General features: G+C 60.4%; 29 protein-coding genes and 1 tRNA gene. 16 read left to right on the forward strand and 14 right to left on the reverse strand.

Features of this window, described 5'->3' with window-relative positions; genetic code table 11:
* Position 1 precedes the first annotated feature (1 nt).
* The 5 genes from NO932_RS10415 to NO932_RS10435 all read left to right on the forward strand — a co-directional run bounded on the left by NO932_RS10415 (position 2) and on the right by NO932_RS10435 (position 4,350).
* Positions 2-1,330 carry a DNA polymerase IV gene (locus NO932_RS10415; protein WP_309207320.1) on the forward strand — a complete coding sequence of 443 codons (1,329 nt, stop codon included), beginning with the start codon at positions 2-4 and terminating at the stop codon, positions 1,328-1,330.
* Entirely contained in the window at positions 1,305-1,757 is a 453-nt protein-coding gene (locus NO932_RS10420; RefSeq protein WP_309207321.1) for a RidA family protein, read from the forward strand. The genes NO932_RS10415 and NO932_RS10420 overlap by 26 nt, the downstream gene beginning before the upstream one ends.
* Before the next feature lie 3 nt (positions 1,758-1,760).
* A complete protein-coding gene (locus NO932_RS10425) occupies positions 1,761-2,519 on the forward strand; it encodes a glycerophosphodiester phosphodiesterase family protein (protein WP_309207322.1) in 759 nt (252 codons plus the stop codon).
* A gap of 190 nt (positions 2,520-2,709) precedes the next feature.
* On the forward strand, positions 2,710-3,870 hold the full coding sequence (locus tag NO932_RS10430; RefSeq protein ID WP_309207323.1) for a GNAT family N-acetyltransferase: 1,161 nt from the start codon (positions 2,710-2,712) through the stop codon (positions 3,868-3,870).
* A 60-nt stretch (positions 3,871-3,930) separates the two neighbouring features.
* On the forward strand, positions 3,931-4,350 hold the full coding sequence (locus NO932_RS10435; protein ID WP_309207324.1) for an HIT family protein: 420 nt from the start codon (positions 3,931-3,933) through the stop codon (positions 4,348-4,350).
* A gap of 126 nt (positions 4,351-4,476) precedes the next feature.
* Here NO932_RS10435 and NO932_RS10440 read toward each other — a convergent pair whose 3' ends face one another.
* The 3 genes from NO932_RS10440 to clpS form a co-directional block, all read right to left on the reverse strand.
* Complete coding sequence (locus NO932_RS10440; RefSeq protein ID WP_309207325.1) at positions 4,477-4,923, reverse strand: pseudoazurin; 447 nt, start codon at positions 4,921-4,923, stop codon at positions 4,477-4,479.
* A gap of 123 nt (positions 4,924-5,046) precedes the next feature.
* On the reverse strand, positions 5,047-7,431 hold the full coding sequence (gene clpA / locus NO932_RS10445; protein WP_309161040.1) for an ATP-dependent Clp protease ATP-binding subunit ClpA: 2,385 nt from the start codon (positions 7,429-7,431) through the stop codon (positions 5,047-5,049).
* 12 nt (positions 7,432-7,443) lie between these two features.
* A complete protein-coding gene (gene clpS, locus NO932_RS10450; RefSeq protein WP_309163748.1) occupies positions 7,444-7,782 on the reverse strand; it encodes an ATP-dependent Clp protease adapter ClpS in 339 nt (112 codons plus the stop codon).
* A gap of 363 nt (positions 7,783-8,145) precedes the next feature.
* Here clpS and NO932_RS10455 point away from each other — a divergent pair, with 363 nt between their 5' ends.
* The 3 genes from NO932_RS10455 (at position 8,146) to NO932_RS10465 (ending at position 10,910) form a co-directional block, all read left to right on the forward strand.
* Entirely contained in the window at positions 8,146-9,720 is a 1,575-nt protein-coding gene (locus NO932_RS10455; RefSeq protein ID WP_309207326.1) for a D-alanyl-D-alanine carboxypeptidase, read from the forward strand.
* A gap of 45 nt (positions 9,721-9,765) precedes the next feature.
* Positions 9,766-10,047 carry a hypothetical protein gene (locus tag NO932_RS10460; RefSeq protein ID WP_309161038.1) on the forward strand — a complete coding sequence of 94 codons (282 nt, stop codon included), beginning with the start codon at positions 9,766-9,768 and terminating at the stop codon, positions 10,045-10,047.
* Positions 10,048-10,130: 83 nt separating this feature from the next.
* Positions 10,131-10,910, forward strand: a complete 780-nt coding sequence (locus tag NO932_RS10465; RefSeq protein ID WP_309207327.1) for an SDR family NAD(P)-dependent oxidoreductase — start codon at positions 10,131-10,133, stop codon at positions 10,908-10,910.
* A 7-nt stretch (positions 10,911-10,917) separates the two neighbouring features.
* On the opposite strand, the gene NO932_RS10470 is transcribed toward NO932_RS10465, so the two are convergent.
* The 4 genes from NO932_RS10470 to mgtE all read right to left on the reverse strand — a co-directional run bounded on the left by NO932_RS10470 (position 10,918) and on the right by mgtE (position 14,615).
* Entirely contained in the window at positions 10,918-11,775 is an 858-nt protein-coding gene (locus NO932_RS10470) for a division plane positioning ATPase MipZ (protein WP_309207329.1), read from the reverse strand.
* Between the two features lie 172 nt (positions 11,776-11,947).
* Complete coding sequence (locus NO932_RS10475; RefSeq protein WP_309207330.1) at positions 11,948-12,349, reverse strand: PRC-barrel domain-containing protein; 402 nt, start codon at positions 12,347-12,349, stop codon at positions 11,948-11,950.
* A 92-nt stretch (positions 12,350-12,441) separates the two neighbouring features.
* Complete coding sequence (locus NO932_RS10480) at positions 12,442-12,864, reverse strand: DUF1489 domain-containing protein (RefSeq protein WP_309207331.1); 423 nt, start codon at positions 12,862-12,864, stop codon at positions 12,442-12,444.
* Between the two features lie 341 nt (positions 12,865-13,205).
* Positions 13,206-14,615: a magnesium transporter gene (gene mgtE / locus NO932_RS10485; RefSeq protein ID WP_309161033.1), complete on the reverse strand. Its 1,410-nt coding sequence runs from the start codon at positions 14,613-14,615 to the stop codon at positions 13,206-13,208.
* Between the two features lie 229 nt (positions 14,616-14,844).
* Between mgtE and NO932_RS10490 the strand changes: the two genes are divergently transcribed.
* On the forward strand, positions 14,845-15,429 hold the full coding sequence (locus NO932_RS10490) for a DNA-3-methyladenine glycosylase (protein WP_309207332.1): 585 nt from the start codon (positions 14,845-14,847) through the stop codon (positions 15,427-15,429).
* Positions 15,430-15,468: 39 nt separating this feature from the next.
* On the opposite strand, the gene NO932_RS10495 is transcribed toward NO932_RS10490, so the two are convergent.
* Positions 15,469-16,101: a L,D-transpeptidase gene (locus NO932_RS10495; RefSeq protein WP_309207333.1), complete on the reverse strand. Its 633-nt coding sequence runs from the start codon at positions 16,099-16,101 to the stop codon at positions 15,469-15,471.
* A 386-nt stretch (positions 16,102-16,487) separates the two neighbouring features.
* Here NO932_RS10495 and NO932_RS10500 point away from each other — a divergent pair, with 386 nt between their 5' ends.
* Positions 16,488-16,868: a DUF983 domain-containing protein gene (locus NO932_RS10500; protein ID WP_309207334.1), complete on the forward strand. Its 381-nt coding sequence runs from the start codon at positions 16,488-16,490 to the stop codon at positions 16,866-16,868.
* A gap of 135 nt (positions 16,869-17,003) precedes the next feature.
* Here the strand turns inward: NO932_RS10500 and NO932_RS10505 are convergent.
* Positions 17,004-17,090: transfer RNA gene (locus tag NO932_RS10505), tRNA-Leu, on the reverse strand.
* Positions 17,091-17,206: 116 nt separating this feature from the next.
* Positions 17,207-17,440, reverse strand: coding sequence for a FliM/FliN family flagellar motor switch protein (locus NO932_RS10510; protein WP_309161029.1), 234 nt, complete (start codon positions 17,438-17,440; stop codon positions 17,207-17,209).
* Positions 17,441-17,518: 78 nt separating this feature from the next.
* Here NO932_RS10510 and lipB point away from each other — a divergent pair, with 78 nt between their 5' ends.
* The 6 genes from lipB (at position 17,519) to folK (ending at position 22,042) form a co-directional block, all read left to right on the forward strand.
* A complete protein-coding gene (gene lipB, locus NO932_RS10515; RefSeq protein WP_309211022.1) occupies positions 17,519-18,253 on the forward strand; it encodes a lipoyl(octanoyl) transferase LipB in 735 nt (244 codons plus the stop codon).
* Positions 18,254-18,298: 45 nt separating this feature from the next.
* Positions 18,299-18,832, forward strand: coding sequence for a DUF4282 domain-containing protein (locus tag NO932_RS10520; protein ID WP_309207335.1), 534 nt, complete (start codon positions 18,299-18,301; stop codon positions 18,830-18,832).
* 190 nt (positions 18,833-19,022) lie between these two features.
* A complete protein-coding gene (rimO, locus tag NO932_RS10525) occupies positions 19,023-20,357 on the forward strand; it encodes a 30S ribosomal protein S12 methylthiotransferase RimO (protein WP_309211023.1) in 1,335 nt (444 codons plus the stop codon).
* Positions 20,354-21,205, forward strand: a complete 852-nt coding sequence (folP, locus tag NO932_RS10530; RefSeq protein WP_375142733.1) for a dihydropteroate synthase — start codon at positions 20,354-20,356, stop codon at positions 21,203-21,205. Before rimO ends, folP begins: the two co-directional genes overlap by 4 nt.
* A gap of 4 nt (positions 21,206-21,209) precedes the next feature.
* On the forward strand, positions 21,210-21,596 hold the full coding sequence (folB, locus tag NO932_RS10535) for a dihydroneopterin aldolase (protein WP_309207336.1): 387 nt from the start codon (positions 21,210-21,212) through the stop codon (positions 21,594-21,596).
* Positions 21,596-22,042: a 2-amino-4-hydroxy-6-hydroxymethyldihydropteridine diphosphokinase gene (folK, locus tag NO932_RS10540; protein WP_309207337.1), complete on the forward strand. Its 447-nt coding sequence runs from the start codon at positions 21,596-21,598 to the stop codon at positions 22,040-22,042. The genes folB and folK overlap by 1 nt, the downstream gene beginning before the upstream one ends.
* Here the strand turns inward: folK and NO932_RS10545 are convergent.
* The 4 genes from NO932_RS10545 to NO932_RS10560 all read right to left on the reverse strand — a co-directional run bounded on the left by NO932_RS10545 (position 22,034) and on the right by NO932_RS10560 (position 25,950).
* Positions 22,034-22,807 (reverse strand): ATP12 family protein, encoded by a 774-nt coding sequence (locus NO932_RS10545; RefSeq protein ID WP_309207339.1) that lies wholly within the window; start codon positions 22,805-22,807, stop codon positions 22,034-22,036. The two genes, folK and NO932_RS10545, sit on opposite strands and share 9 nt — an antisense overlap.
* Positions 22,807-23,475, reverse strand: a complete 669-nt coding sequence (locus NO932_RS10550) for an HAD-IA family hydrolase (protein ID WP_309207340.1) — start codon at positions 23,473-23,475, stop codon at positions 22,807-22,809. Before NO932_RS10550 ends, NO932_RS10545 begins: the two co-directional genes overlap by 1 nt.
* Positions 23,475-24,476, reverse strand: coding sequence for an RluA family pseudouridine synthase (locus tag NO932_RS10555; protein ID WP_309207342.1), 1,002 nt, complete (start codon positions 24,474-24,476; stop codon positions 23,475-23,477). The genes NO932_RS10550 and NO932_RS10555 overlap by 1 nt, the downstream gene beginning before the upstream one ends.
* A gap of 145 nt (positions 24,477-24,621) precedes the next feature.
* On the reverse strand, positions 24,622-25,950 hold the full coding sequence (locus NO932_RS10560) for a replication-associated recombination protein A (RefSeq protein ID WP_309207343.1): 1,329 nt from the start codon (positions 25,948-25,950) through the stop codon (positions 24,622-24,624).
* Positions 25,951-26,075 lie beyond the last annotated feature (125 nt).

A 26,075-nucleotide genomic window follows, 5' to 3' on the forward strand; every position in this document is an offset into this window, starting at 1 on the left:
GATGGCCATTGGCGGACATTTGTGCCGCGACTGCTTTGCCGCCGGGGAGGCTCCGGTAGCCCCGGCGCGCTGCGCGAAGTGCGGTTCGCCGCGCATTATCCATCACCCGGAACTGTTCGAGCTCTCGATCGCCCATATCGACTGCGATGCATTCTATGCATCGGTCGAAAAGCGGGACGATCCGAGCCTGCTCGATAAGCCCCTGATCGTGGGCGGCGGCAAGCGCGGTGTCGTCTCGACCTGCTGCTATATCGCTCGCATGAGCGGCGTGCGTTCCGCCATGCCGATGTTTCAGGCCAAACGCTTGTGCCCACAAGCGGTGGTCATCAAGCCCGATATGGCCAAATATGTAGGGGTGAGCCGGGAAATCCGGGCGCTGATGGATTCGCTCACGCCGCTGGTCCAGCCACTATCGATAGACGAAGCCTTTCTCGATCTGTCGGGAACCGAGAAGGTGCACAAGGCCCCTCCGGCCGTGTCCCTGGCCCGCCTCGCCAAGCGGATCGAGGAGGAGATCGGGGTAACCATCTCGATCGGGCTCTCCCACAACAAGTTCCTCGCCAAGATAGCTTCGGAAATCGACAAGCCGCGCGGATTTGCGATGATCGGGAAAGCCGAGACCGTTTCCTATCTCGCCGAAAAGCCGATTTCGGTGATCTTCGGGGTCGGCAAGGTGATGGCCGAAACACTGCGCAAGGATGGCTTGACGACTATCGGTCAGCTCCAGCAGCGCGCTCCCGAAGATCTCATGCGGCGCTATGGCGAGATGGGTGCCCGGCTGGCAAAGCTGGCGCGTGGTGAAGACTACCGCCGGGTCTCTGTTGACCGCGAAACCAAATCCGTCAGCACCGAAACGACGTTCTTTGCCGACCTTTCCGACTTCGAATCTCTATCGACCGCCCTGCTCTCGCTGTCCGAACGGCTATCGGAGCGGCTCAAGAAGCAAGGGTTGGTCGGCGATACAGTAACGGTCAAACTCAAAACCGCCGGCTTTAAATCCCGTACGCGGGCCCAGCACCTCATGCTGCCGACCCAACTCGCCACGACACTCTACGAAACCGGCGTAAAATTGCTGGCTCGCGAAGTGGATGGCACTGCCTTTCGCTTGCTCGGGATCGGTGTTACCGGTCTCGAACCGGCTGACGGCAGCGATCCGGTGGACCTGATCGAACCTGGCATTGCGCGCAGAGCGGCGGCCGAGCGCGCCATGGACAAGGTGCGTGGCCGGTTCGGTCGTGAAGCCTTGGTTCGCGGCAAGCTTTACCGTCAGCCCAAGACGAGAGAAATCCAACCGGAGAGCGACGATGACGATCGACCAGAAACTCAATGATCTCGGCTACACCCTGCCAACTCCTGCTGCCCCGGCTGCCAGCTATGTTCCGGTGCGCCAATCAGGAAAGCTGCTCTATGTTTCGGGGCAGGTTTCAGCGGATGCCGATGGGGTGGTCAAAGGCCGGCTCGGTGAGAACATGGATGTCGCGGCCGGCCAGAAGGCAGCCGCTCTGTGTGCGGTTTCCATTCTCGCCCAGGTCAATCAGGTGACGGCTCTTTCCAACATCAAGGCGATCCAGAAGCTCACGGTTCTCGTGGCCTCCACGCCCGAGTTTTACGAACAACATCTCGTTGCGAACGGGGCATCCGATCTGTTCATAAAACTGTTGGATGACAAGGGTAAGCACGCCCGCGCCGCGTTCGGCGTGGCTTCCCTCCCTCTCGGCGCCGCCGTTGAAATCGACGCCATTATCGAGATCGAATAATCCATGGCCAATCCCCCGTTCGACCGTCCCATCGCCCATCGTGGATTGCATGACAAGGGACGGGGGATCATCGAAAATTCGCACTCGGCCTTTGCCGCTGCAATCGAACGCGGCTTCGGGATCGAGTGCGACCTACAGCTTTCGGCGGATGGCGAGGCGATCGTTTTCCATGACAACAATCTGGAGCGGCTTGTCGGCAGGACCGGACTGGTCCGCTCCCGGCTGAGCGACGAACTCATCGTCACTCCGCTCACCGGCTCGAGCACCGCCGACTGCCCGCAAACCTTTGAACAGATGCTGGCACAAATCGCCGGAGCGGTACCGCTGGTCGTCGAAGTGAAGCACCAGGCCAATGCTATAGACACCGATGCGCTCGCCAGCCGGGCTGCCGAATGCGTGCGGGGTTACCAGGGACCTCTGGTGGTCAAATCATTCGACCCACACATGTTGATCGCGCTGCGCAATGCCGGCTACTCCGGGCTGCTAGGCATCATAACCTATGGCTATGACAAACCCGAATGGTATGGCGACATGCCAGCGAGAACCCGGTTCGCGCTCCGGCATCTGCTGCATTACCCGCGCTCGCGCTTCAACTTCATCTCTTGCGAGCGATCGGCATTGGGCCTGCCCGCCGTTCGCCTTTTCAAGGCGCTGGGCTTTCGCGTGATGAGCTGGACGATACGGTCGCGGGGCGAGGCGGCAGAGGCCCGGCAGCACGCGGACCAGATCGTCTTCGAAGGCTTTGATCCAGATGCTCGCTAAGCGCTTCCCTGCCGAGTTTGCCATCGACGCGCTCTAACCATTGATACGGACGACACAGATGTTGCATACTTCGGGCGTGCCTGCGCCGACTATGGCGGACAAATCTCGGTGACCAGCCGAGACCGCGACCTTACAACTCCTGCCGGCGAGGACTATTTCTACCAGACCTGTTGAATTGTCCGGCCGCACCTTGGCAGACCAATCTGAAATCACCATCGCCATTCACCCCAGCACGGCCAGCGTTCCAGCGAGCACATGGAACACGCTTGCGTCGGGCGGTTCCGGCAATCCCGACAATCCGTTTCTGGATCACGCCTTCTTCCTGGCGCTCGAAGAGGCCGGTTGCGCGACTGCTCGGACCGGCTGGCAGCCGCAGCATATCCTCATCTCGCGCGACGATGAGCCGACCGGCCTGATGCCGCTGTTTCTCAAATCGCATTCGATGGGTGAATATGTCTTCGACCATGCCTGGGCGGACGCCATCGAGCGAGCTGGCGGACGGTATTATCCCAAGCTGCAGTCATCGGTGCCGTTTACGCCCGCCAGTGCCCCCAAGCTTCTGACCCTCGACGGCAGCACCGACACGCAAACATTGCTGCTGCAAGCGGCCCAAGCACTGGCGGAGCGCCTGGATGCCTCATCTGTCCACGCTACCTTTGTGACCGCAGAGGAAGAAGCAATCGCGGCAGGTGCAAACTGGCTGGTGCGCCACGACACTCAGTTCCATTGGCGAAACGACGGCTTTTCGAGCTTTGAGGACTTTCTTGAAACGCTGCAATCGCGCAAGCGGAAAGCTATTCGGCGCGAGCGGCGCGATGCGCTGGCCGAAGGGATCGTTTGCGAATGGGTCACCGGCGGCGATCTGACGGAAGCTCATTGGGACGCGTTTTACGCGTTCTATATGGATACCGGCTCGCGCAAATGGGGCCGGCCCTACCTCAATCGGGAGTTCTTCTCTCGTATCTCCGCAGCGATGGCCGATAGGATCGTGCTGATGCTGGCGCGCGACGATAGCGGCTACATCGCCGGCGCTCTCAATTTTCTGGGCAAAGACACGCTCTACGGCCGCAACTGGGGTGCAGTCCGCGACGTCCCGTTCCTCCATTTCGAGCTCTGCTATTATCAAGCTATTGATTTCGCGATCGCCCATGGCCTAAGGCGCGTTGAAGCGGGAGCGCAGGGCCAGCACAAACTGGCACGCGGCTATGCCCCTGTGACCACCCGATCCATCCACCATCTGGTCCACCCCGGTTTGCGGCGCGCTGTTGCCGACTATCTCGAAGACGAACGCAGGATGGTGGTGATGCAGAACGAAGAACTTGCCGAGTATACGCCCTTCCGTAAGGGCTAGCGCCCTTGTCCCTCCGCTCCATTAGGCTATAGGTCACAAGGACAGCGAGAGGAGCATGTGATGGCCGAATACGATCCAGACAATATTTTTGGCAAAGTCATCAAGGGCGAAATCCCCAGCCACAAGGTTTTCGAGGACGACGATACGCTGGCCTTCATGGACATCATGCCGATGTCGCGCGGACACGTCCTGGTCATCCCCAAGACAGGATCACGAAACCTGCTCGACGCCGACCCCCAAGTGCTCGCCAATCTTATCCAGAAGACCCAGCGCGTAGCACGCGCTGCCATGGCAGCAATGGAGGCCGACGGCGTGCGTATCATGCAGTTCAATGAAGCCGCCGCCGGGCAGACTGTTTTCCACCTGCATTTTCACATCCTGCCCATGTATGAAGGCGTGGCGCTGAAATCGCACACCGGTGAAATGGCCGACGCCGACGAGCTTGCCGCACATGCCGAGAAAATCCGCGCCGAACTGTGAGCCGCGTGGATAAACCTGTGAACAAATGCGGGGACAATTGCGGGGAAAACTCGGCCCATGTTCCCGCTACTGGCTCAAAGAAAAGGCGGTTCCCAAAACGGCGACCGCCTTTTTGCATAGCGTGAATTATTGAGCTTCAACCTGTGCGAAAAGGGCATCGATACGGCCCTGAGCACCCTCGGGAACTTCAGCCTGCTGTGCTTCCTCCAGATTGACGGGGTCGCCGACCACGATCATGGCGACCATTCCCATCATGTAGTGCGGGTCGCAACGGATACCGTAGACACCTGGAACATCAAACGTGATGGTCACTTCCTCGCTCAGCTCGCTGGTGAACGGTTCCGCACCCTCGGGGATCATGCCCTCGATGGTCGCAGCATTGTGATACGGATCGGTCGGAACGAAGGTAACAGTGTCACCGGGTTCGATCTCCAGAAACGCCGGCTCGAAAACCATGATCTCGCCGTCACTTCCCTGATCGAGCATTTCGATCTGATGATCGGCCGCCACGGCCACCGACGCAGACGAAACCGCAAGAGCGGTGGCCAGGGCAAAAGTCTTGAGCGTACGCATAAGCGTCTCCTGTGATTTAACATGAGTATAATTCTCATGTTTAAACGCCACGGTCAATCCGAGGACGTTAAGACAAAACCGGCGCCCGAGGGCGCCGGTTCCATCGAATTATCGGCTGATCGTTCAGGAGTTCTGTTCCGCGTCCTTCGGCTTGGGCTTGCGTGAAGGCTTCTTGCCACCCTTGGGCCCGGTGATTGCCTTCGGCCGTGCCGGACGGGGCGGCATCGAGACGAGTTCAAGGCGCGCCTCGCTCCCCTCGCCCACCACAGTGACCTTAACCGAACCGCCCTTCTGAAGTAGACCGAACAGCACTTCCTCGGCCAGCGGCTTCTTGACGTATTCCTGGATCACGCGACCAAGAGGACGCGCGCCCATCTTTTCGTCATAGCCACGGGTCGCCAGCCAGTCGGACGCCTCGGGCGTCAGCTCGATAGTGATGCCACGCTCGGCGAGCTGGCCCTCGAGCTGCAGGATGAACTTTTCGACCACGCGATTGACCGTCGTAGGCGGCAACGGCGCGAACGAGATGATCGCATCGAGCCGATTGCGGAATTCGGGCGTGAACATGCGATTGATCGCATCTTCGTCGTCGCCCTCCTGCCGCACACGGCCAAAGCCGATGGGCGTGCGGGCCAATTCGGCCGCCCCCACGTTCGACGTCATGATCAGGATGACGTTGCGGAAGTCGACCTGCTTGCCGGCATGGTCGGTGAGCTTGCCGTGATCCATCACCTGCAACAGGATGTTGAACAAATCCGGGTGGGCTTTTTCGATCTCATCGAGCAGCAGCACGGAATGGGGATGCTGATCGATACCATCGGTCATCAGACCGCCCTGGTCGAAGCCGACATAGCCCGGAGGAGCACCGATCAGGCGCGAAACCGTGTGGCGTTCCATGTATTCGGACATGTCGAAACGCAGCAGCTCGACGCCGAGCGTATCGGCAAGCTGTTTGGCAACCTCGGTCTTGCCCACACCGGTCGGGCCTGTGAAGAGATAGGAACCGATCGGCTTTTCAGGCTCGCGCAAACCCGCACGCGCCAGCTTGATGGCCGAGGAAAGGGCGTCGATCGCCTTGTCCTGGCCGAACACGACGCGCTTGAGGTTAGCTTCGAGATTACCCAGAAGCTCGGTATCGGATTTGGAAACCGATTTCGGCGGAATACGAGCGATCGTGGCAACGGTCGCCTCGATGTCCTCGACATTGATCAGCTTCTTGCGCTTGTCCTCGGTCACCAGCATCTGGCGAGCCCCGGTCTCATCGACAACGTCGATGGCCTTGTCGGGCAGTTTGCGATCGTTGATGTAACGCGCCGACAGCTCGACAGCAGCCTTGAGGGCATCGTCGGTGTATTTGAGCTTATGATAATCCTCGAAATACGGGCGTAGACCCTTCATGATCTCGATCGCATCGGGAATGGTCGGCTCGTTGACATCGATCTTCTGAAAGCGACGGACGAGCGCCCGATCCTTTTCGAAGAACTGGCGGTATTCCTTATAGGTGGTCGAACCGATGCAACGGATCGCCCCCGAAGCCAAAGCGGGCTTCAAAAGGTTCGATGCGTCAAGCGCGCCGCCGGAGGTGGCTCCCGCGCCGATCACGGTATGGATCTCGTCGATAAAGAGGATGACGTTATCCTTCTTTTCGAGCTCTTTCATGATCGCCTTCAGGCGTTCCTCGAAATCGCCGCGATAGCGGGTACCGGCGAGAAGCGAGCCCATATCGAGCGCATAGATGACTGCGGTTTCAAGAACCTCGGGCACATCACCCTCGATGATGCGGCGCGCCAAGCCTTCGGCGATGGCGGTCTTGCCGACGCCAGGATCACCTACATAGAGCGGGTTATTCTTGGAACGCCGGCAAAGAACCTGAATGGTCCGCTCCAGCTCGGTCGCACGGCCGATCAGCGGATCGATCTTACCGGCCCGGGCCTTTTCATTGAGGTTGATGCAGAAATCGGCGAGGGCCGAGCTCTGCTGCGGGCCGCTGCTGCCGCCGCGTTCCTGATCGTTCTCAAAGCCCGAACCGCCCTCGTCCGCTCCACGCACGGGCCGGTCAGCCCCGCGGCCTGACTTGGCGATGCCGTGCGAGATAAAGTTGACGGCGTCGAGCCGGGTCATGTCCTGCTGTTCAAGGAAGTAAGCCGCATGGCTCTCGCGCTCGGCGAAAATCGCAACGAGCACGTTGGCCCCGGTCACTTCCTCACGGCCTGATGATTGTACATGGATCACGGCGCGCTGGATGACGCGCTGAAAGGCGGCCGTGGGACGAGCGTCCTGACCGTTGGGCACGACGAGGCTGTCGAGTTCCTCGTCGATGAATTCCTCGAGATCGGTGCGTAAGGCTTCGATGTCGACATCGCAGCCGGTCAGTACCGAAATCGTGTCGCGATCCTCGGTCAGGGCGAGCAACAGGTGCTCGAGGGTCGCAAACTCATGGCTGCGCTCCCGAGCCAAATTCATGGCCTGATGCAACGCCTTTTCGAGACCGCGAGAGAATGAAGGCATGTTGGTCCTATCCTATTGCTTTTCCATCACGCATTGCAGCGGATGCTGGTTGCGGCGCGCGGCGTCCATGACACGGGTGACTTTGGTCTCGGCCACCTCGTACGGAAACACCCCGCATTCCCCCACGCCTTGATTGTGGACGTGCAGCATGATGCGCGTCGCTTCCTCACGGGATTTGTTGAAGACTTCCTCGAGAATGAGGATGACGAACTCCATAGGCGTGTAGTCGTCATTGAGCAGCAGCACGCGATAGAGGCTGGGCTTTTTGGTTTTCGGCCGGGTCTTGGTTACGACGCCGGTCTGGCCGTCACCATCTTCGTCGTGATCACGTCCATCTCCCGGGCCGGCCACGAGAGCCGGTCGCACAACGGTCTGCGCGAACGGAGCGGCGCCGCGCGGCAGGTGATTTCCGATGGAGTGAGCGAGGGTTTGCACAGGTCTTCGTCCCAAATCGTCAAAGGCAAGACGGCTCCATTATGTAGGCAAAATCTTGGTCATGTTAAGGGGCGAAAAGGCGATCAATCAGGTGTGAACCATGACGCACGAAATTTGCGACAAGTTTTAAGCACTTTACCGATTTGTAACCGCGCCGCCCTATCGTGGCTCTTCAGTTGGGGACTGTGCGGGATGCCTCGGGGGATGGCGCGCGCACCCTAAAGATGAGTAACGGTGCGGCGTTTTTCGTGCCGGTCCAGTAAAGAGTTGGAGTATCGGGTGCCGACCCTTCTGCGTATCGCTTCCGCACGCGTCTTGTTTGCGCGCTTCGTTCTTGCATTTTTCGTTGCCGCGACAACCGCTGCGGCCATGACCGCTTCTGCTTCCGCACAAAACGTACCACGCGCCTATGCCGGGATCGCGGTGGACGCCAAGACCGGCCAGGTCCTTTATCAGGACAGCGCCAACGAGCTTCGCTATCCCGCTTCGCTCACCAAGGTCATGACGCTCTATATCCTGTTCCAGGAACTGGAAGCCGGACGGCTTCGCCTGGACAGCAAACTCTCGGTTTCGGCCCACGCCGCGGCTGCCGTGCCCACCAAGCTCTATGTCCGCAGCGGCTCGACCATCAAGGTCGAGGATGCGATCAAGGCTCTGGTGACGCTCTCGGCAAATGACGTCGCCCGCGTTATCGGTGAAAATATCTCCGGCACCGAAAGCAAGTTCGCCGAGCGCATGACGCAGACGGCGCGGGCCCTCGGCATGAGCCGCACAACATACAAGAACGCCTCCGGCCTTCCCGATAGCGGCCAGGTGACGACGGCAGCGGATCAGGCTACCCTGGCACGCGCCATTTATCTGCACTTCCCCCACTATTACGATTATTTTCAGACCCGCAGCTTCACCTACGGGTCCAAGACCTATGGCAACCATAACGCCCTGCTGGGCCAGAACGGGGTGGACGGCATCAAGACCGGGTACATCAACGCCTCCGGCTACAACCTGATGACCGCGGCCCGCGCCAACAATCGCCATATCGTGGTCATCGGACTTGGCTTTAACACCGGCGCCTCGCGTAATGCCCGTGTGGCCGAACTGGTCCGCGAATATCTTCCGGACGCCCGCCAAGGCGACTATTGGCGCGAGGCCATGATCCCCCGCCCGACGCTGCTGGGCAACGGCATTGCAGTCGCTTCGGCGGGTGCCGCGGTGCCGCTCAACCGCCTGCCGCCCGCCCGGCCCGTGAGCCTTCTGCCGGTGATTACCGAAGAACAGGCCATGCAGGTCGCAGCACTCTCTTCGCCCGAACCCAACGAGCCCGAAACGATCCCCTTCCAGGTGGTGTCGGCTGAAGATATCCCTTCGCGTCCAGGTGACAGTGCCTTGGATCAGGCAACCTATGTTGCCACTGGCGTGATGCCGTCCGAACAGCCAGTGTACCCGGCCAATGACCCGATTGGCGCCTGGATCGCCGAAACCATGAAGCTGGGGCCCACCTCCTCTGACGTAACCGCACAGCCCGGCGCGTTGGTCCCCCCTGCTCCCATCGCCCGCCCCGAAGGCTTGGCGGTCGATCCCATGAGCACCAACGCCTCGGCCACGGTGCCGGCCGGTGGCTGGGTGGTCCAGGTCGGCGCGGCGGATAGCGAAGACGGCGCGAACCAGATGATTTCCGAGGCGACACGGACCTATGACCAGTTGGCCAATCTGCGCAGCTATGTGGAAACCTTCGAGCGTAACGGGGTTACCTATTATCGCGCCCGGTTCGCAGGCTTTGCCGACCGCACACAAGCCCGCACGACGTGCGACGCCCTGGCCGCCGCATCCATCAACTGCCTGACCGTGCAGGGATAAGCCCCGGTCGTCTCGACAATTGGCGCAAGTGTATGGAGTAGCCCAATGAGCGAATGGCCCCGTCTCTCGGACCTCGGCCGGTTCGAACCGCGCTCACCTCTCGCCTCGCAAGATGATGCGGTGCGCAGCGAAGCCTTGCGCTCACTCATCCGCGGTCTGGAGCCCCATAAGCCCGTCCGGCGCAGGATGTCCGACATGCTCTCGGTGGTGCTGGCACTTTCTGCCCGCACCCGCCGAATGGTGCTGCCGCGCGTCTCGATCGACGTCGACGTTTTCGGTCCTAACGGAAAACGCGCCCTGCGCATGTACCTGCCCCAGGACGAATAGTCCCCGCAACCGGCCGCAACCGAACTCGGAACGGACAGGCCTCCTTCGCGTTGCTGATCCAGCAATCAGCATGGAGGATCGGCATGTCGCTCGCGGGCAAAATCGCACTGGTTACCGGTGGTGGCTCGGGACTTGGCAAGGCCAGCGCCCTTAAACTTGCCGCCGAGGGTGTCGACATTGCCCTTCTCAGCCGCAGCAAGGAAGAAGTCGATAGCGTGGCAGCCCAGATCGCCGGTATCGGGCGCAAGGTGCTGCCACTTTATGCGGATATCTCCGACACAGCGGACATGCAGTCCGCCTTTGATCAAATTAAACAAACGTTTGGCCGCCTCGATATCGTGTTCGCCAATGCGGGGATCAACGGCACCTGGGCGCCGATCGACGAACTCCCTATCGAAGATTGGGACACCACCATAGCGGTCAATCTCCGCGGCACTTTCCTGACGCTTCGTCACTCGGTTCCTTTGATGAAGGAACGCGGCGGCTCGATCATCATCACCTCCTCGATCAACGGCACACGTACATTCACGACCGCAGGCGCCTCAGCCTATTCCACGACCAAGGCCGGCCAGGTGGCATTGGCGCAGATGACCGCGCTCGAGTTGGCCAAATACCGCATCAGGGTCAACGCCATTTGCCCAGGCGCCATCGAGAGTCAGATCGATGAGAATACCAATCGGCAAAATGTGGAAAAGGCGGAAGTTCCTGCGGAATATCCCAAGGGTGACGTGCCATTGACCGGCGGCAAGCCGGGAAAGGCCGAAGACGTGGCCGATCTCGTATGCTTTCTGGCTTCTGACGCCTCACGCCACATCACGGGCACGCCGATCTGGATCGACGGCGCACAATCGCTGCTGGTCTGACCGCTCTTCAGAACACCTCTGCAAGGCGGCTCGGCTTGCGCGAAACGGCTTCCGGACGCAAGCCGAGATTAAGTGTGTCAACGAGCAGCCGGTATTCCTGACGCGCCGCGATATGGCTCATAGACGAGCCTGCAAGAACTCCGGACTCGAGAGGATCGAACACCGTCATCCCGATCGGAAAGAGCGAGCGGAAAATCACGCGCTCGGCAATGCCCTCGGCAACCCGACACCCCACACGGTCCGCAATGTTGTCGAGGCCGGTCCGGACTATCCGAGTATTGCGGGAGTTCAACATCGAGATCCGATTGCGCACGAGCACCCAATCGATGGCACGACCGTCGATCGCGAGCCGCTCGCGCCGGGCGCGTTGCACGAGGCGCGTGTAGTGGCTCAACTCCAGTACTGACCCAGTATCAGGCTCGACGCGGGCAATGACATCGAGATCGACAAGACTGTCGTTGAACGGCGTAACGAGAGTATCGGCCAAGGTGTGGGCGATCCGGGCCAGGTGCGTATCGAAGCCGGGCGTATCGATGATAAGATAGTCGACCTCTCCTTCCACCTCAGCCACCGACTGCCGGAACATCTCGAAATCCAGGCGCGCGTTCTCCTCTGCGGAATCGCTGCGCGTTTGCGGCAAATGGAAATGGATTGGGTGGGGCACATTGAGCCCATGCGCCTTTGCCCATTCGCTGCGATTGCGCACATACGCGGTAAAGGTGCGCTGCCGACTGTCGGTATCGACCGTGGCAACACGAAAGCCTTCATAAAGAAGATGTACGGCCAAATGGAATGCCGTCGTCGACTTCCCCGACCCGCCCTTCTCGTTCCCGAGAACAACCACGTGAGCGTTGGTTCGCTGCATTCTCGTTATCTCCGCGCCCAATGGCGGCGCACAGAGTGTGTGCTTCGCCGCGCCCGCACAAGTCTGTATTTGCCCGTTTCCGACGAGCATAGCGCGCATTTGATCTAGATTTTATAAATGAATTGGCCGGCACCCATTGGGCACCGGCCAACGATTCGCAGGGGCTTCCGCGTCAAATCCAATACGGCGGAACCCCGTAGTAGGTGTAAACGTCCATGGCCCGCTGGCGGTCGTTCCACGCGAAGTCATCTTCGGCATCGTAGCGGGGAGCGTCGTCGAGTTGGGCCTTGGAAATGTCGGTGCGATAGCCGCCGACGCTTTCGTCATAGGTGAGCTTGGCCCAAGGGACGGGGTAGTGATCGTCGCCAATCCCGAGGAAGCCGCCGAAGCTCATCACGGCGTAGGCAACCTTGCCGCTCAGCTTGTCGATCATCACCCGCTCGATGGTGCCGATCTTTTCGTTGTCCATGCTGTAGACGGCAGTTCCTTCAACCTTGTCGCTGCCGATGAGGTTGCCGCTCTCGCGGCGGTCGAGGTCTCTGGCGCGCAGGCCGTTGTCTGTTCTCGGATCCATGACTAGTCTCCGTTGCTGGTTGGCATGCAGAGTCAACGGATGAGAGTCCCGACCGTTCCCGAGACCAACTAAGCAATCCGGCCGATCTGGCTTTAAATCAGCCCGAGCTGCGCCAACTCCTCCGCCATGCCTTCCGGCGGCGTTTCTTCGCCTGGGCGCCCGAGGTCGGGCGGTGCATCCTTGGGCAGAAGATAGCGCCAGCCCTGGAAAGGACGGCGCGGATAGGGCGTGGTGCGGATCAGTTCAGGCTCGAGAAGGATATTGCAGCAGGTCCGCCCTTCCGCATCGGTGGCTGCTTCGAGCCCGGCGATGACCTGCCTGCAGCGGATGACGCCGCTAATCACCCAGTAAAGCGACCCCTGCCCGATGATCTCATCGGCTTTTTTGGGCATCATTCGTGTGCGGTGCACATTGAGACCATCGGGGCGGCCCAGCCCTTGAGCGCGACGCTGAGCGCGCCATTCGGCGAGTTCCTCGATGGAAGAAACACCAACGCACAACTTGATGATATGCATGTCGATCCGGGGAAATGAAAATGGGGCGACCGTCTCCGGGCACCCCACCATTCTATTTGACTCCGTTCCCTGCCGAAAGGCCGTATCAGGCGCCAGCGATAACGGAGACAATGAAACCGAGCGAGATCAGGCCAATACACGTCCAGCCTGCGGCTCGCCAGCATACGGCCTTGGATTGGCTACGCATGCAAGCTCCTTGTACTATTGCACTCGTGACGACGGGCGACATGGCCCGCGCATCCGTAACGCTTAATTAACTACGGCGAACACTCTTCACAAGCCATGTTTGCGCCACATTGGCGCAAATCTCACTTGCGTCCGACGCATGGCAGCGAATCACCTCAAAAAAGCCCGAACCACCAACCCGCCAAGGTAAGGAAAGCAAAAAAGCCGATAACGTCCGTCAGCGTCATCACGAAAGTCGAGGACGCCACCGCCGGGTCGACCTTGAGCTTTTCCAGCGCCAGAGGGATCAAAATGCCGCAACTGCCGGCCACGATCATATTGACCACCATGGCCATACCGATCACCAACCCGAGCGAAGGATTGGAAAAGCGGAACGCGGTAACCAGTCCCAGGAGAACGGCAAAGATCGCGCCATTGGTGAGGCCGACCAGCAATTCGCGCCGAATAAGGCGCCTGGTGCTGTTCTTGTCCAGTTCCTTTTGCGAAATGGCGCGCACGGTCACTGTCATGGTTTGCGTGCCAGCAACGCCCCCCATCGACGCGACAATCGGCATCAATACGGCCAGCGCCACCATCTGCTGAATGGTGCTGTCGAACAGCCCGATGACCAGGGACGCCATTGTCGCCGTGACAAGGTTGACCAACAGCCAGGTTGCACGGCTGCGCACAACGCCAGGAACGGTCCGCGAAATGTCTTCGTCACCCACACCGCCCAGACGGTGGATGTCTTCCGCCGCTTCCTCGTTGATGACGTCGACGATGTCGTCGATGGTCAGAACGCCCACGAGCCGCTTGCTTTCATCGACCACGGCCACTTCAACCTGGTCGTAACGCTCGAAGATGCGTGCCGCCTCCTCCTGGTCGAGCGTGGCATCGATCTGGCGCACCTGGGTATTCATGATCTCTTCGATCCGCGTGGCACGCTGAGTGCGCAATATGCGGTCGAGGCGAATGGTTCCGAGCAGATTGAAACCGGGGTCGACGACATAGATCTGGTAAAAATCGTCCGGCAGATCGCTGTCGTTGCGCAGATAGTCGATCGTCTGCCCTACCGTCCAGAACGGCGGGATGGCGATGAACTCCGACTGCATCCGCCGGCCGGCGGATTCCTCTGGAAAGTCCAGGCTGCGCTTGAGCGAGATGCGTTCGAAAATCGGCATCTGCTCGAGGATCTCGTTTCGATCCTCTTCTTCCAGATCCTCAAGGATATAGACCGCATCATCGCTATCAAGATCGGCCATGCCGCGCGCAATGTCCGCGTTCGGTAGCTCCTCCATAAGCTCGATACGAACGGAGTCGTCGACCTCGGTCAGCGCGGAATAGTCGAAGGCATCTCCGAGCAGCATGACCAGCCGGACGCGATCGTCGGCCGGAAGAGCCTCGATCACATCGCCGGTTTCGGACTCGTGAAGTGGCTCCATGCGAGCCTTGAGCGCGGCCGCATCGCCGGCCTCGATTTCGGCGCGCAGATCGCCGAACCAATCCTGGCGCAGGCGGCCGTCCTCATCATAGATGCCATTGGAATTGGGTTCGGTTTCCGGACCAGCCGATGCAGGATCTTCCATTGCAATTCTCCTTCTCGGTTGGCGCGACCGCGCGATTCTTGGCTCAACTTGGCGTAGCGCACCGCCTTGACCTTGTCATCACGGATCGCGCCATCTTCCCGATACTCTTGCGCAATTCGGCTTCCCACCGCTGCGTTGTCATGGCGCCGCTACAACAATGTGACGTTTCGGTTTGTTTCTCGCTACACTCCCTTGCAAGGTCATGCAGGGAGGCTATCTAACGGACGTAATGACCCAGCCTCCTTCCCTCGCCCCCGACTACTTCGATGCCGATGTCGTCGACGTCGCGCGCCGATTGATCGGAGCCAGGTTTTTGGTCGACGGAGTGGGCGGAACGATCGTCGAGACGGAAGCTTATGCCCCCGACGAGCCTGCCTCGCACAGCTTCCGCGGCCCCACGCCACGAAACGGCTCAATGTTCGGGGAACCGGGCACTGTCTATGTCTATCGCAGCTACGGGATTCATTGGTGCGTGAATTTCGTCTGCCGCCCCGGCAACGCCGTTCTTATTCGCGCCCTCGCTCCAACGGCGGGTATCGACCTCATGGCGGCTCGCCGGGGCCTCGACGATCCTTACAAGCTGTGCGCCGGCCCCGGACGCCTCACGCAAGCACTTGGAATCGACCGTAGCCACGACGGCCTCAGCTTATATAAGTCGCCGTTCATGCTCGAACCGGCAAAGGTTCAGGGCTCAGTGGTTGTCGGGCCTCGTATCGGCATTACCAAGGCTGTGGATTTGCCATGGCGGTTCGGCGTGCCCCGAAGCAAGCATCTCAGCCGGCCGTTCAAAAACAACGGCCCCTCACCGAAATGAGGGGCCGCTTGAAAAGCGAATGATAGGCCGCGCAAGGGCTCAGGCCTGGATCACCACCACACGAGTACCGCTCGGCACGCGCTCGTAGAGATCGATTATGTCGTGGTTGAGCATGCGGATGCAGCCGGAAGACATTGCCAGCCCGATCGACTGCGGCTGGTTGGTGCCGTGGATACGGAACATGGTGTCGTTGCCATTGCGATAGAGATAGAGCGCGCGGGCGCCCAGCGGGTTGTTGAGCCCGCCCGGCATACCGTTACGGTAGGGGCCATTGGTCTCGGGATCGCGCCGCAGCATATTGGCAGTCGGCGTCCAACTTGGCCATTCGGCCTTGCGTCCGACATAGGCATTGCCCCGCAAAGCCAATCCTTCACGCCCGACACCGATGCCATAGCGCATGGCCTTGTCGCCGTCTTGAACCAGATAGAGGAACCGGTTCGGCGTATCGACCACGATGGTTCCCGCTGCATGATTGCTCTCATAGTCAACCTGCTGGCGCCGAAGCTCCGGCTTGATCAGTCGGGCATTGAGTCCCGGCAGCGGAAATCGCTCGTCAGCGACCGGGCCATAGGCACTGACCATGGAAACGGAGGAAGTGGAACGCGTGGAGGAGGAACACGCGGCAAGAAGAAGCGGAAGGCCGATAAGGAACCCGCGTCGCGTCAGACTCATCGAAATCTACCCAAGCAAAGGAATCAACAACGTGAGCAAACATTAACCACAAGAGTTAAAACTTCTCTCACCATAATTCGGCCGCTACCGGCAAAAGGCGGCCTACAACGACACGATAACGAGAAATTGCTGCGAACGCGCAACACCTGGATGCGGCACCCAGAAGAGAACCGAAAGCGGGCTGCTGCGTTATCTTGAGCGGTTGGTTTGACCTTCAACAGCCGCTGAGCCGCCTGCGCATGCCCCCAAGTAGCGCAGGCGGCTTACTTGTTACTGGACCGGGGCGCAACGGTGAAATACGAGACATGCGACAGATGCGCACTGCGACGCGGCGGTAGAGGCAGGCAGGGGAATAAGCGCCTATCTATCGGACATTCCGAAAGGAGATGAACGGCATGACGACAGATATTCCCGCCTGGAAGACCGGCCTTTTCGGCAAGTGCCCACACTGTGGTGAAGGTCACCTTTTCTCCGGCTTCCTCAAGCTGCGGGATCACTGTGACGTTTGCGGCCTCGACTACAAATTCGCCGACCCGGCCGATGGTCCGGCCTTCTTCGTGATGATGTTCGGCTGCGTACCCGTCGTGATTTTCGGCCTATGGCTGGAAGTCGCTTTCAGAGCTCCGATGTGGGTGCACTTGGTCACCACACTGCCCCTGCTGTTCCTGACCTGCATTCCGCCACTACGCCCCATCAAGGGATGGCTGGTCGCTCAACAATACAAGAGCAAGGCGGAAGAGATCCGGTCCGATCAACGCCTCAGCTAGGGCGCTCGACCATAAGCACACACATGAAGCCACTCGCTCCGAGTGGCTTTTTCAATGCAGCGCCGCTACGACGACACGTCAGTTGGTACCGTGCCAATATGCAATTTTAAGGGGATCGGCCTAGCGGGCCAGAGATGGTGCGGTCGAGAAGACTCGAACTTCCACGGGAGTTACCCCACAGCGACCTCAACGCTGCGCGTCTACCAATTCCGCCACGACCGCACTGTCTGGGGAATGCTTGCGCCCTCGGGCGAAGCGAGGCTGCATGTAGCAAATGGTTCCCCGTCCCTCAAGAGCTATTTCAGCAATTGGGGATAAAGTTTCAGGGTCTTCGGAAATCAGGCCGGCTTGATCACCTTTTCGGTGACCACCACATTGAGCTGACCATCATCGACCTGGACCTCGCCCTTGGCGATCAAGGTGTTGTTGGCGTAAATACGCATGGGGTCGTTCTCGAAGGCGTCGAGTTCGATCACCGCGCCGCGCCCCATCCGCAGCAGATGATGGATCGGCATGATGGCCGCGCCCAGTTCGACGGAGACATCGATCTCGATGGTTTCAACGGTATTCATGAAGGGTCCGGCTTGCGAAATATGCTTACCGCGGGAATCAGAACCCGCCAGCACGACGGAGTGAAGCATCCCATCGACATGGTTAGCGAAGCGTTAAACGAGATTCCCTTGCAGACCTGCACCAGCGCCCCCAAGCTCAAGCGAGCCGACGGCCAGCCGGCGGGATGGATGATATCGGACGCCCTCGTTTCCTACCCTGCGGCCCTTGAAACGATGAAGGAACGGGCAAGGGCCATAGCCGAAGGATCGGCAGGCGAAGCGGTCTGGCTGCTCGAGCATCCGCCGCTTTATACGGCCGGCACCTCGGCCCGCAGCGAGGATCTGCTGGCGCCCGACCGGTTTCCCGTGTTCGAGGCCGGACGCGGCGGGCAGTTCACCTATCATGGGCCCGGTCAACGCGTGGCCTATGTGATGCTGGACCTCAGGGAGCGCGGGCGTGACATACGCTGCTTGGTCTCAGGGCTCGAAAATTGGGTCATCGATACCTTGGCCGCGTTCAACATCAAGGGCGAGAAGCGCGAAGGCAGGATCGGTGTGTGGGTGAAGCGGCCGGAAAAAGGGCCGTTTGCCGAAGACAAGATCGCCGCTATCGGCGTTCGGGTTTCGCGCTGGGTGAGCTTTCACGGCATCTCGTTGAATGTCAGCCCCGATCTCGATCACTACTCAGGCATCGTGCCTTGCGGCATCAGCCAGCACGGAGTGACGAGCTTTGAGGATCTGGGCCATCTGGTGAGCATGGGCGAAGTCGATTCGGTGTTGAAAGCAACGTTCGAGCGCCACTTCGGTCCGGTGAGGCTTGCTTCGGCGCCGTGAGCGCGACAAGGTGCTTTCTGATTTCTGGTGCAAGAGGATAACCGAATGCAGTTCGACGACCTGCGTAAGCTCGCCACGGGCAATGTCTTGTTCAATCTTCGGCGCATCCTCGCGCCAAGGCTCGTGACCATCCTCTATCTTCTCGGCCTGGCCGGCATCCTGGTCTGGGCAGTCCGCCATTTCTTTTCCAGCTTCCGCTTCGGCTTCGGCAACGGTCTTTGGGGCTTGCTTGAGATTGCGGTGTTCGGTCTCCTGGCCGTCGTCGTGTTGCGCATCGTCTGCGAGGGGGTAATCGTGTTCTTCCGCGCCCAGGCCGTCGAAGCCGATGAACCGGCGCCGGCACGCTCCAATGCCTCCCTGATCGATGAGGTGCGTGAGGCACTGGAGGAACTGGCCGAGCAGGAGGACGACCATTTCGAGCCGGAAGCACCCTCGCCAGTAGCTCCCTCGCGGCCGGCCCCGCCTCAACCTGCACCGACGCCGGTAGCCGAAGAGCCGGCTGTCATGCCCGATGCCGATGCTCCCCAGCCGACGGAAAAGCCGGCCGAATCCTCAACGAGGACAGAGCAGCAGACTTGAAATCCGGGCGCCCTGCCCTGACATCATGGCTGGCTTGAAGCGCGCAAAGATTGACCTTTGCGCGCTTTACGTTATGAAACGCGAAAATTCACGCGAGTTTCAGATGCGCTGGCGCCGGCCTTGGACAGGATCCGGCGCCTTTGGCAATCTCGCCATTGCAAGGATTTGACGGACGCCCATGAGCGCGCCAATGCAGAACGCCCCCAAGATCGGTCTCGTGAGCCTGGGCTGCCCCAAGGCTCTGGTGGATTCCGAACGCATTCTCACCACCCTGCGTGCTCAGGGCTACAGCTTCTCGCCCTCCTATGAGGGTGCTGACGTCGTGATCGTCAACACCTGTGGTTTCCTCGACAGCGCCAAGGCGGAAAGTCTCGACGCCATCGGGGAAGCCATCAACGAGAATGGCAGGGTGATCGTCACTGGCTGTCTCGGCGGCGAGGAAGAGTTGATCCGCAAGACCCACCCCGGAGTCTTGGCCGTTTCGGGCGCGCATCAATATGAGGCGGTCGTCGAGGCCGTGCACAACGCTGTGCCCCCAGTGCCGAATGCCTTTGTAGACCTCGTGCCCGAGCAGGGCCTGCGCCTGACGCCACGGCACTATGCCTATCTCAAGATTTCCGAAGGCTGCAACAATCGTTGCACCTTCTGCATCATCCCCTCGATCCGGGGCGATCTCGTTTCCCGCCCCATCGCCTCCGTGCTCTATGAAGCCGAGCGGCTGGTGAAGGCCGGCGTCAAGGAGATCATGGTCATCTCCCAGGATACCAGCGCCTATGGCGTCGATTTAAAGTATGCGACCTCCCCCTATCGCGGACGGCAGGTGGAAGCGCGTTTCCAGACGTTGGCCGAGGAGCTCGGTCAACTGGGTGCCTGGGTGCGCATGCACTACGTCTACCCCTATCCGCATGTGGATCACGTGATCCCGCTGATGCGCGACGGCGTGATTCTCCCCTACCTCGATATCCCCTTCCAGCACGCCAGCCCGCAGGTGCTCAAATCCATGCGGCGTCCGGCCAATCAGGAAAAAACCGCTGATCGCATCCGCAAATGGCGCGAAGTGTGCCCGGACCTTGCGATCCGTTCGACCTTCATCGTTGGCTTCCCCGGCGAGACGGCAGAGGATTTCGAGATGCTGCTCGATTGGGTCCGGGAGACCAAGATCGACCGGGCCGGTGCCTTCCCATACGAGCCGGTGACGGGGGCGAAGGCCAATGATCTGGGGCTCGATGAAATCCCCGACGAGGTCAAGCAGGAGCGCTATGGACGGCTGATGGAAGCCTTGCAAGAGGTTTCCGCCGAGCGGTTGGCCGGCAAGGTGGGCCGTACCATCGACGTGCTGGTGGACGACGTTGAGCCCGAGGAACAGCGGGTTATCGCCCGCTCGCAATGGGACGCGCCAGAGATCGACGGCAATGTGATTGTCGAGAACGCCACGGGCATCAAGCCCGGAGACATGATCTCGGTGACGGTCACCGATTCCGACGAATATGACCTCTATGCAGTGCCGGCCGGGACGGTTCAGTGACGCATATTTGCTATGACGTCCCGATGGATGGCGGCGTCTTAAAGCTGGGCCGCGATCCGCTCGTCATGGGCATTCTCAACGTCACTCCCGACAGCTTTTCGGACGGCGGGGATTTCTCTGCCGTCGACGCTGCTGTGGCTCATGTTGACGCGCTATTGGCCGAAGGCGCCGATATTCTCGATATCGGCGGCGAAAGTACGCGGCCGGGCTCGGAGGAAGTTCCCGTTCAGGAAGAGCTCGACCGCGTGATGCCGGTGCTCGACGGCCTGGCGCAGCGTGGTATCGACAAGCCGATTTCCATCGATACTTACAAGGCTCTCGTAGCAGATCAGGCCATCCAGGCCGGCGCCAAAATCATCAACGACGTCTGGGGGTTACAGCGCGATCCCGAGATCGCCGATGTGGCTGCGCATCATGGTGCCCCGGTGATCGCCATGCATTGGGATCCAGAGAGAGACCGCTCCCTCGATCTCATCGACGAGATGAAGCGTTGGCTGGAACGCTCAATAGAGGTTGCGCTCAAGGCCGGCATCGCCAGGGAGAAGATCATTCTCGATCCCGGCTTCGGCTTCGCAAAGTCGTTTGAGGAAAACTACAGTCTCCTCAACCGCTTGGACGAGTTACACTCCCTCGGCTTTCCCCTGCTGGTCGGGACATCCCGCAAGCGGATGATCGGCAACCTGCTCGATTTGCCGCCCAAGGAGCGCGTCGCGGGCACGGTGGCAACATCGGTGCTTGGATACCTCAGGGGCGGCCATATCTTCCGCGTTCATGATGTGCGTCCCAATCGTGATGCCTTGCGCGTTTCATCGGCGACACTTTATGGTCCGCCAGCCACAGGGGGATAAGTTCATGGCCCAATTTGCCGATCGAGACCGCATCATATTGGCCGATCTCGCCTTTTACGGCTATCACGGGGTGATGCTGGAGGAAAACAAGCTCGGCCAGCGCTTCCGTATCGACCTGGAGCTGGGTCTGGATATGTCCGAGGCCGCGCGAACCGATGAGGTGGCATCGACGATCTCCTATGCCGACGTCTATGATCTCGTCAAAGAAGCCTTCGAGGAAAAACGGTTCAAGCTGATCGAAGCGCTTGGTCACCATATAATCGTGAGGCTTTTCAAGCGGTTCGAGCGGTTGGACTGGATTCGCATCAAGGTGCGCAAGCCCGAAGCGCCCCTGCCCATAGTGGCGGGCGAAGCGGCGATCGAGATGGTCAGGACCCGGGAACAGCTCTGATGGCCCGGGCCGTCCTTGCGCTGGGCGCCAACATGGGCGATCCGGCGCGGCAACTCGAACAGGCGATTGCAAAGATCGCGGCGCATCCGCAGATTTCGCTTCTGAAACAAAGCGCTGGCATCGTCACTGCGCCTTGGGGCAAGACCGATCAGGCGGAGTTCCACAACGCCGCCGTGCTGATCGATACGAGCCTGGAACCCCTGGAATTGCTCGATTTCTGCCTTGCAACGGAAGCCGAAATCGGCCGGGTGCGCCTGGAAAAATGGGGGCCTCGGGTGATCGATATCGACGTGATCACCTATGACGAGATGGTGCTCGAAACCGAGAGGCTCACCCTGCCCCATCCCTATGCCCATGAGCGGGATTTCGTGTTGACTCCGGTGCAAGAGATCGCACCGGACGTGGCCGACTGGCTGGTGAATCGAGCTGCCAGAAAATCAAGCTAAGAGCTTGATAACATTAGCGGCAGCGTCAAATTCCGTGCGGCGTTGCTTGCGGCGTTCCGAAGCCTCGAAGTCTTCTCCCCAAAGGGAAATCTGGTAATCCTCGTCGATATGCGCCGCCGTCCAGGCCGTATCGCGATCGATAAGGTCTTCGCGCATGGCGATGGCCAACAGGCCCGAACCGGTCAGACCGGTGAGGGATACCATCGCGGTTGCCGGAATATGGTGCAGAGCAGCCAGCGAAGCCTTGAGCTTTGCCAGCATTTCAGGCGGCTGTTCCTGGTGAATGATCCCGACAGTAGGTTGAAAACTTACGGAAAAATGCCGCGCGAGTTTGACGAGAATGTCGTCCCAGACCTGTTCCTGACGCTGGACCAGTTCGCGCGGATAATCGGCGCGATAGAGCAGAAGGTCGTTGGAGGCGTACTTTATCACCTCCTCTACGAGAGCCGGTTGGGCCTCTTCACCACCCTCGACGGCAGAGTTTATGAGCTTGACGTGCGGCATGGTGTCGGGGTCGATGAACTCGCCCTGAGCCGCCCATTCGTGCCGCATATATGAGGCGAGATCAGCGTTTGTGGTTGTGATCGACCGGCCTGTCGGAGTTTTGGTAACACGGTTGTTCAAAGTCACCGTGTAGACGCCATTTTCCTCCTTCACCTCCACGGAATCGTAGAAGCGTTTCGGCAATTCGACGAGCCGATCGCGCTGCTGGCGACCGGCACCGGCATCCTGATGCCTGAGGGCATCTTCAAGAAATTCGCGCATCAGCTCAGAACCTTTTCAATTGCATCGTCGAGATCGGCGTAATCATCGATGATGATATGGGCGCCAGCCTCCTCGAGCGCAACGCGGGCGTGGTAGCCCCAACTAACGCCAATGGTCTTGGCGCCGGCGGAACGGCCGAGTTCCATGTCGAACGTGGTATCCCCGATCATGGCGGTGGCGGACGGATCGATGCCGGTTTCCGCGCAGGCGCGCAGGATCATGCCGGGATGGGGCTTGGAGGGATTGTGGTCCGGCGTCTGCAGCGTCACGAAATGGTCGGTGAGCGCATGGAGCGCGAGAATCCGGTGGACGCCGTGAAGGCCCTTGCCCGTCGCGATGCCCAGGATCGAAGCTTCGTGCGCGCGGAGGCGGACCAGGGCATCGAAAGCGCCGGTGTAAAGCGGCTCGTGGCGGTCGCCGGTGGCGAGCATGGCGCGATAGTGACCGCGATAGGTATCGGCCATCAGGAGCGCTGTTTCGGCATCGCAGCCGGCCAGATTCGCCATGGCAACTTCCAACGACAACCCAATGATGGAATGGGACATTTCGCGTGTCGGCTCGGGCAACCCGTGGTCACGGAAAGTCGTGGCCATATGTTCGGCGATGATCGCTCCCGAGTCGATCAGGGTGCCGTCCATATCGAACATGATGAGGCGAGGCGGGGTCATCAGGCATCGTCCTCCGGATCGGCATTCTGGGCGTCGTACTGATTGGCATCGAAGCCCAGCACATCGAAGGTTTTCTTCATATGCGGCGGCAGCGGAGCGCTGATGTCGAGGCGCTTGCCGTTGCGCAGCGGAATGGCGAGGCGGCGGGCGTGAAGGTGAAGGCCCTCACCCACCTCTTCAGGCCGCTCCCAGTTCCAGTTATCGAGCGTGTTGTAGCGCGGGTCATCGAGGATCGGCGTGCCCAGCTCCATCATATGAACGCGAAGCTGGTGCGTGCGGCCGGTGACGGGCTTGAGCGTCACCCAGGCGAACTGATTGGCTGCCGTGTCCGTGACCGAATAGTAGGAGACCGAGTGCTGTGCGCCTTCGACGCCATTGTCGACGACGACCATCTGCTCGCCGTCCTGAGTCGCCTGACGCGTGAGAAAGCATGAGATGCGGCCCTGCCGTGGATTGGGCACGCCGATGGTCACGGCCCAATAGATCTTGCGCGCCGAGCGCGAGCGAAACACGGTGCCGAAATGACTGGCGGCGGCACGAGTCTTGGCGACGAGCAGGCAGCCCGACGTGTCCCGATCAAGGCGATGGACGAGACGCGGGGCCTCGCCCTTTTTGTTGGGCAGGGATTTGAGCATGCCGTCGATATGGCGCTTGGTGCCCGAACCGCCCTGGACGGCAAGCCCGTGCGGCTTGTTGAAGACGTAGACCTCGTCATCCTCATAAAGGATCAGGTCGCGCAGGAAAGCGGCGTCCTTTTCATTGATGCGGGGCTTGTCGCCCGAAGGCTCGGGCGCATCGCCCAGGGGCGGAACGCGCACCGTCTGGCCAGCGGAAAGGCGGGTATTGGTCTGCACCCGGCCGCTATCGACGCGGATCTGGCCGGAGCGCAACAGCTTCTGCAGGCGCCCGAAGCTCAGATGCGCGAAATGGATGGAAAACCAGCGGTCCAGCCGCATTCCATCCTCGTCCCGCGCCACTTCCCGCAATTGCACGCCGCTCATCAAATTACCTCTGTTCGTTCGCGGGTCTTCTAGCGGGAAATTGGGGCTGCGTCACGTTTTGGTGCATCGGGAAACGCTGCTGCTGGATTCGGGGAACAAGTCCCGGAATGACAGCCGTGGCGTTGGCTGTCCGATGGGCTAACGACTAACCGTCCCGCTTGCTCGCCCGGAGCTTGGCGAAATAGTCCAACCGCTTCTGGATCTCGCGTTCGAAGCCGCGTTCGACCGGTTGATAGAAGTCCTGCCGTCCGATCTTTTCGGGGAAATATTCCTGGCCGGAGAAGCCCTCCGGGGTATCGTGGTCGTAGATGTAGCCTTCGCCATAGCCCTGCCCCTTCATCAGCTTTGTGGGGGCGTTGAGAATGGTCATGGGGGGCATGGGGGAGCCGGTCTGCTTGGCGAGAGACATCGCAGCCTTGAAGGCCGTATAGACGGCATTCGATTTCGGCGCCGTAGCGAGATAGACGACGACCTGCGCCAGCGCCAGCTCACCCTCAGGCGAACCCAGCATATGGTAGGCGTCGCGCGCCGCGACCGCGATGGGCAGCGCCTGGGGGTCGGCCATGCCGATATCCTCGACCGCCATACGGATCAGCCGCCGGGCCAGGAACATCGGGTCCTCGCCGCCATCGAGCATGCGGGCGAAATAGTAGAGCGCGGCGTCGGGGTCCGACCCGCGCACCGTCTTGTGCAGGGCGGAGATGAGGTTGTAGTGGCCCTCCTGCGCCTTGTCGTAAATCGGAGCGCGGCGCTGGACCAGGCGCGTCAGCCCGTCGCGGTCAAGCAGATCCTCAGGCCCTGTGGCCGCATCGATCTCCTCGATCAGGCCAAGCAAGGCGCGGCCATCACCATCGGCCAGCGAGATCAGGGTTTCGCGAGCATCCGCGTCGAGCGGCAGGGCACGCCCTATTTCCTGCTCGGCACGCCTGGCGAGGGCATCGAGATCGTCGCGCGAAAGGCTCTGGAAGGTCAGCACCTGCGCGCGGGAAAGGAGCGCGGCGTTCAGCTCGAAGCTGGGGTTCTCGGTGGTGGCCCCGACGAGGACGACGGTGCCATCCTCCATGACCGGCAGGAAGCTGTCCTGCTGAGCACGATTGAAGCGATGGATCTCATCGACGAACAACAGCGTGCGCTGGCCGGCACGGCGCGCGGTGCGGGCCGTCTCGAAGACCTTCTTGAGATCGGCGACCCCGGAAAAGATCGCAGAAATCTGTTCGAACCGGTAATCGACGGCGTCGGCCAGAAGGCGAGCAACGGTGGTCTTGCCAGTGCCCGGTGGGCCCCAGAGGATAAGCGAGCCCAGCCGCCCCGAAGCGAGCATGCGGCGCAGCGTGCCATCCGGGCCGATGATATGCCCCTGCCCGATCACCTCGTCGAGCGTTTTCGGCCGCAGCCGGTCGGCCAAGGGACGATCGGTGGAGGGCTCTTCGGCGGGGCGGGACGACGGCAAGTCGTCGGGGAAAAGGTCGCTCATTTCGTTCTCTCGGCGTGGGCTTTACCGCCCACACCATTGTTTATGACAAATGCTGCTGGATTCCGGAAACAAGTTCCGGAATGACACGTCGAGGTTAAGTCGATGCTGCGCCCAACAACACCCTA

The sequence above is a fragment of the Pelagibacterium sp. 26DY04 genome (assembly GCF_031202305.1).
Taxonomy (GTDB): Bacteria; Pseudomonadota; Alphaproteobacteria; order Rhizobiales; family Devosiaceae; genus Pelagibacterium.

Bases quoted from the DNA above. Each gene is read 5' to 3' on its own strand.
- mgtE (WP_309161033.1), bottom strand. From the start codon at position 14,615: ATGGAAGATCCTGCATCGGCTGGTCCGGAAACCGAACCCAATTCCAAT.
- NO932_RS10440 (WP_309207325.1), bottom strand. From the start codon at position 4,923: ATGCGTACGCTCAAGACTTTTGCCCTGGCCACCGCTCTTGCGGTTTCG.
- NO932_RS10550 (WP_309207340.1), bottom strand. From the start codon at position 23,475: ATGACCCCGCCTCGCCTCATCATGTTCGATATGGACGGCACCCTGATC.
- NO932_RS10495 (WP_309207333.1), bottom strand. From the start codon at position 16,101: ATGAGTCTGACGCGACGCGGGTTCCTTATCGGCCTTCCGCTTCTTCTT.
- NO932_RS10545 (WP_309207339.1), bottom strand. From the start codon at position 22,807: ATGCGCGAATTTCTTGAAGATGCCCTCAGGCATCAGGATGCCGGTGCC.
- folB (WP_309207336.1), top strand. From the start codon at position 21,210: ATGGCCCAATTTGCCGATCGAGACCGCATCATATTGGCCGATCTCGCC.
- folK (WP_309207337.1), top strand. From the start codon at position 21,596: ATGGCCCGGGCCGTCCTTGCGCTGGGCGCCAACATGGGCGATCCGGCG.
- NO932_RS10480 (WP_309207331.1), bottom strand. From the start codon at position 12,864: ATGCATATCATCAAGTTGTGCGTTGGTGTTTCTTCCATCGAGGAACTC.
- clpA (WP_309161040.1), bottom strand. From the start codon at position 7,431: ATGCCTTCATTCTCTCGCGGTCTCGAAAAGGCGTTGCATCAGGCCATG.
- NO932_RS10420 (WP_309207321.1), top strand. From the start codon at position 1,305: ATGACGATCGACCAGAAACTCAATGATCTCGGCTACACCCTGCCAACT.
- NO932_RS10560 (WP_309207343.1), bottom strand. From the start codon at position 25,950: ATGAGCGACCTTTTCCCCGACGACTTGCCGTCGTCCCGCCCCGCCGAA.
- NO932_RS10415 (WP_309207320.1), top strand. From the start codon at position 2: ATGGCCATTGGCGGACATTTGTGCCGCGACTGCTTTGCCGCCGGGGAG.
- NO932_RS10555 (WP_309207342.1), bottom strand. From the start codon at position 24,476: ATGAGCGGCGTGCAATTGCGGGAAGTGGCGCGGGACGAGGATGGAATG.
- NO932_RS10490 (WP_309207332.1), top strand. From the start codon at position 14,845: ATGACCCAGCCTCCTTCCCTCGCCCCCGACTACTTCGATGCCGATGTC.
- rimO (WP_309211023.1), top strand. From the start codon at position 19,023: ATGCAGAACGCCCCCAAGATCGGTCTCGTGAGCCTGGGCTGCCCCAAG.
- NO932_RS10425 (WP_309207322.1), top strand. From the start codon at position 1,761: ATGGCCAATCCCCCGTTCGACCGTCCCATCGCCCATCGTGGATTGCAT.
- NO932_RS10435 (WP_309207324.1), top strand. From the start codon at position 3,931: ATGGCCGAATACGATCCAGACAATATTTTTGGCAAAGTCATCAAGGGC.
- NO932_RS10520 (WP_309207335.1), top strand. From the start codon at position 18,299: ATGCAGTTCGACGACCTGCGTAAGCTCGCCACGGGCAATGTCTTGTTC.
- NO932_RS10470 (WP_309207329.1), bottom strand. From the start codon at position 11,775: ATGCAGCGAACCAACGCTCACGTGGTTGTTCTCGGGAACGAGAAGGGC.
- NO932_RS10500 (WP_309207334.1), top strand. From the start codon at position 16,488: ATGAACGGCATGACGACAGATATTCCCGCCTGGAAGACCGGCCTTTTC.
- lipB (WP_309211022.1), top strand. From the start codon at position 17,519: ATGGTTAGCGAAGCGTTAAACGAGATTCCCTTGCAGACCTGCACCAGC.
- NO932_RS10475 (WP_309207330.1), bottom strand. From the start codon at position 12,349: ATGGATCCGAGAACAGACAACGGCCTGCGCGCCAGAGACCTCGACCGC.
- NO932_RS10510 (WP_309161029.1), bottom strand. From the start codon at position 17,440: ATGAATACCGTTGAAACCATCGAGATCGATGTCTCCGTCGAACTGGGC.
- NO932_RS10460 (WP_309161038.1), top strand. From the start codon at position 9,766: ATGAGCGAATGGCCCCGTCTCTCGGACCTCGGCCGGTTCGAACCGCGC.
- NO932_RS10465 (WP_309207327.1), top strand. From the start codon at position 10,131: ATGTCGCTCGCGGGCAAAATCGCACTGGTTACCGGTGGTGGCTCGGGA.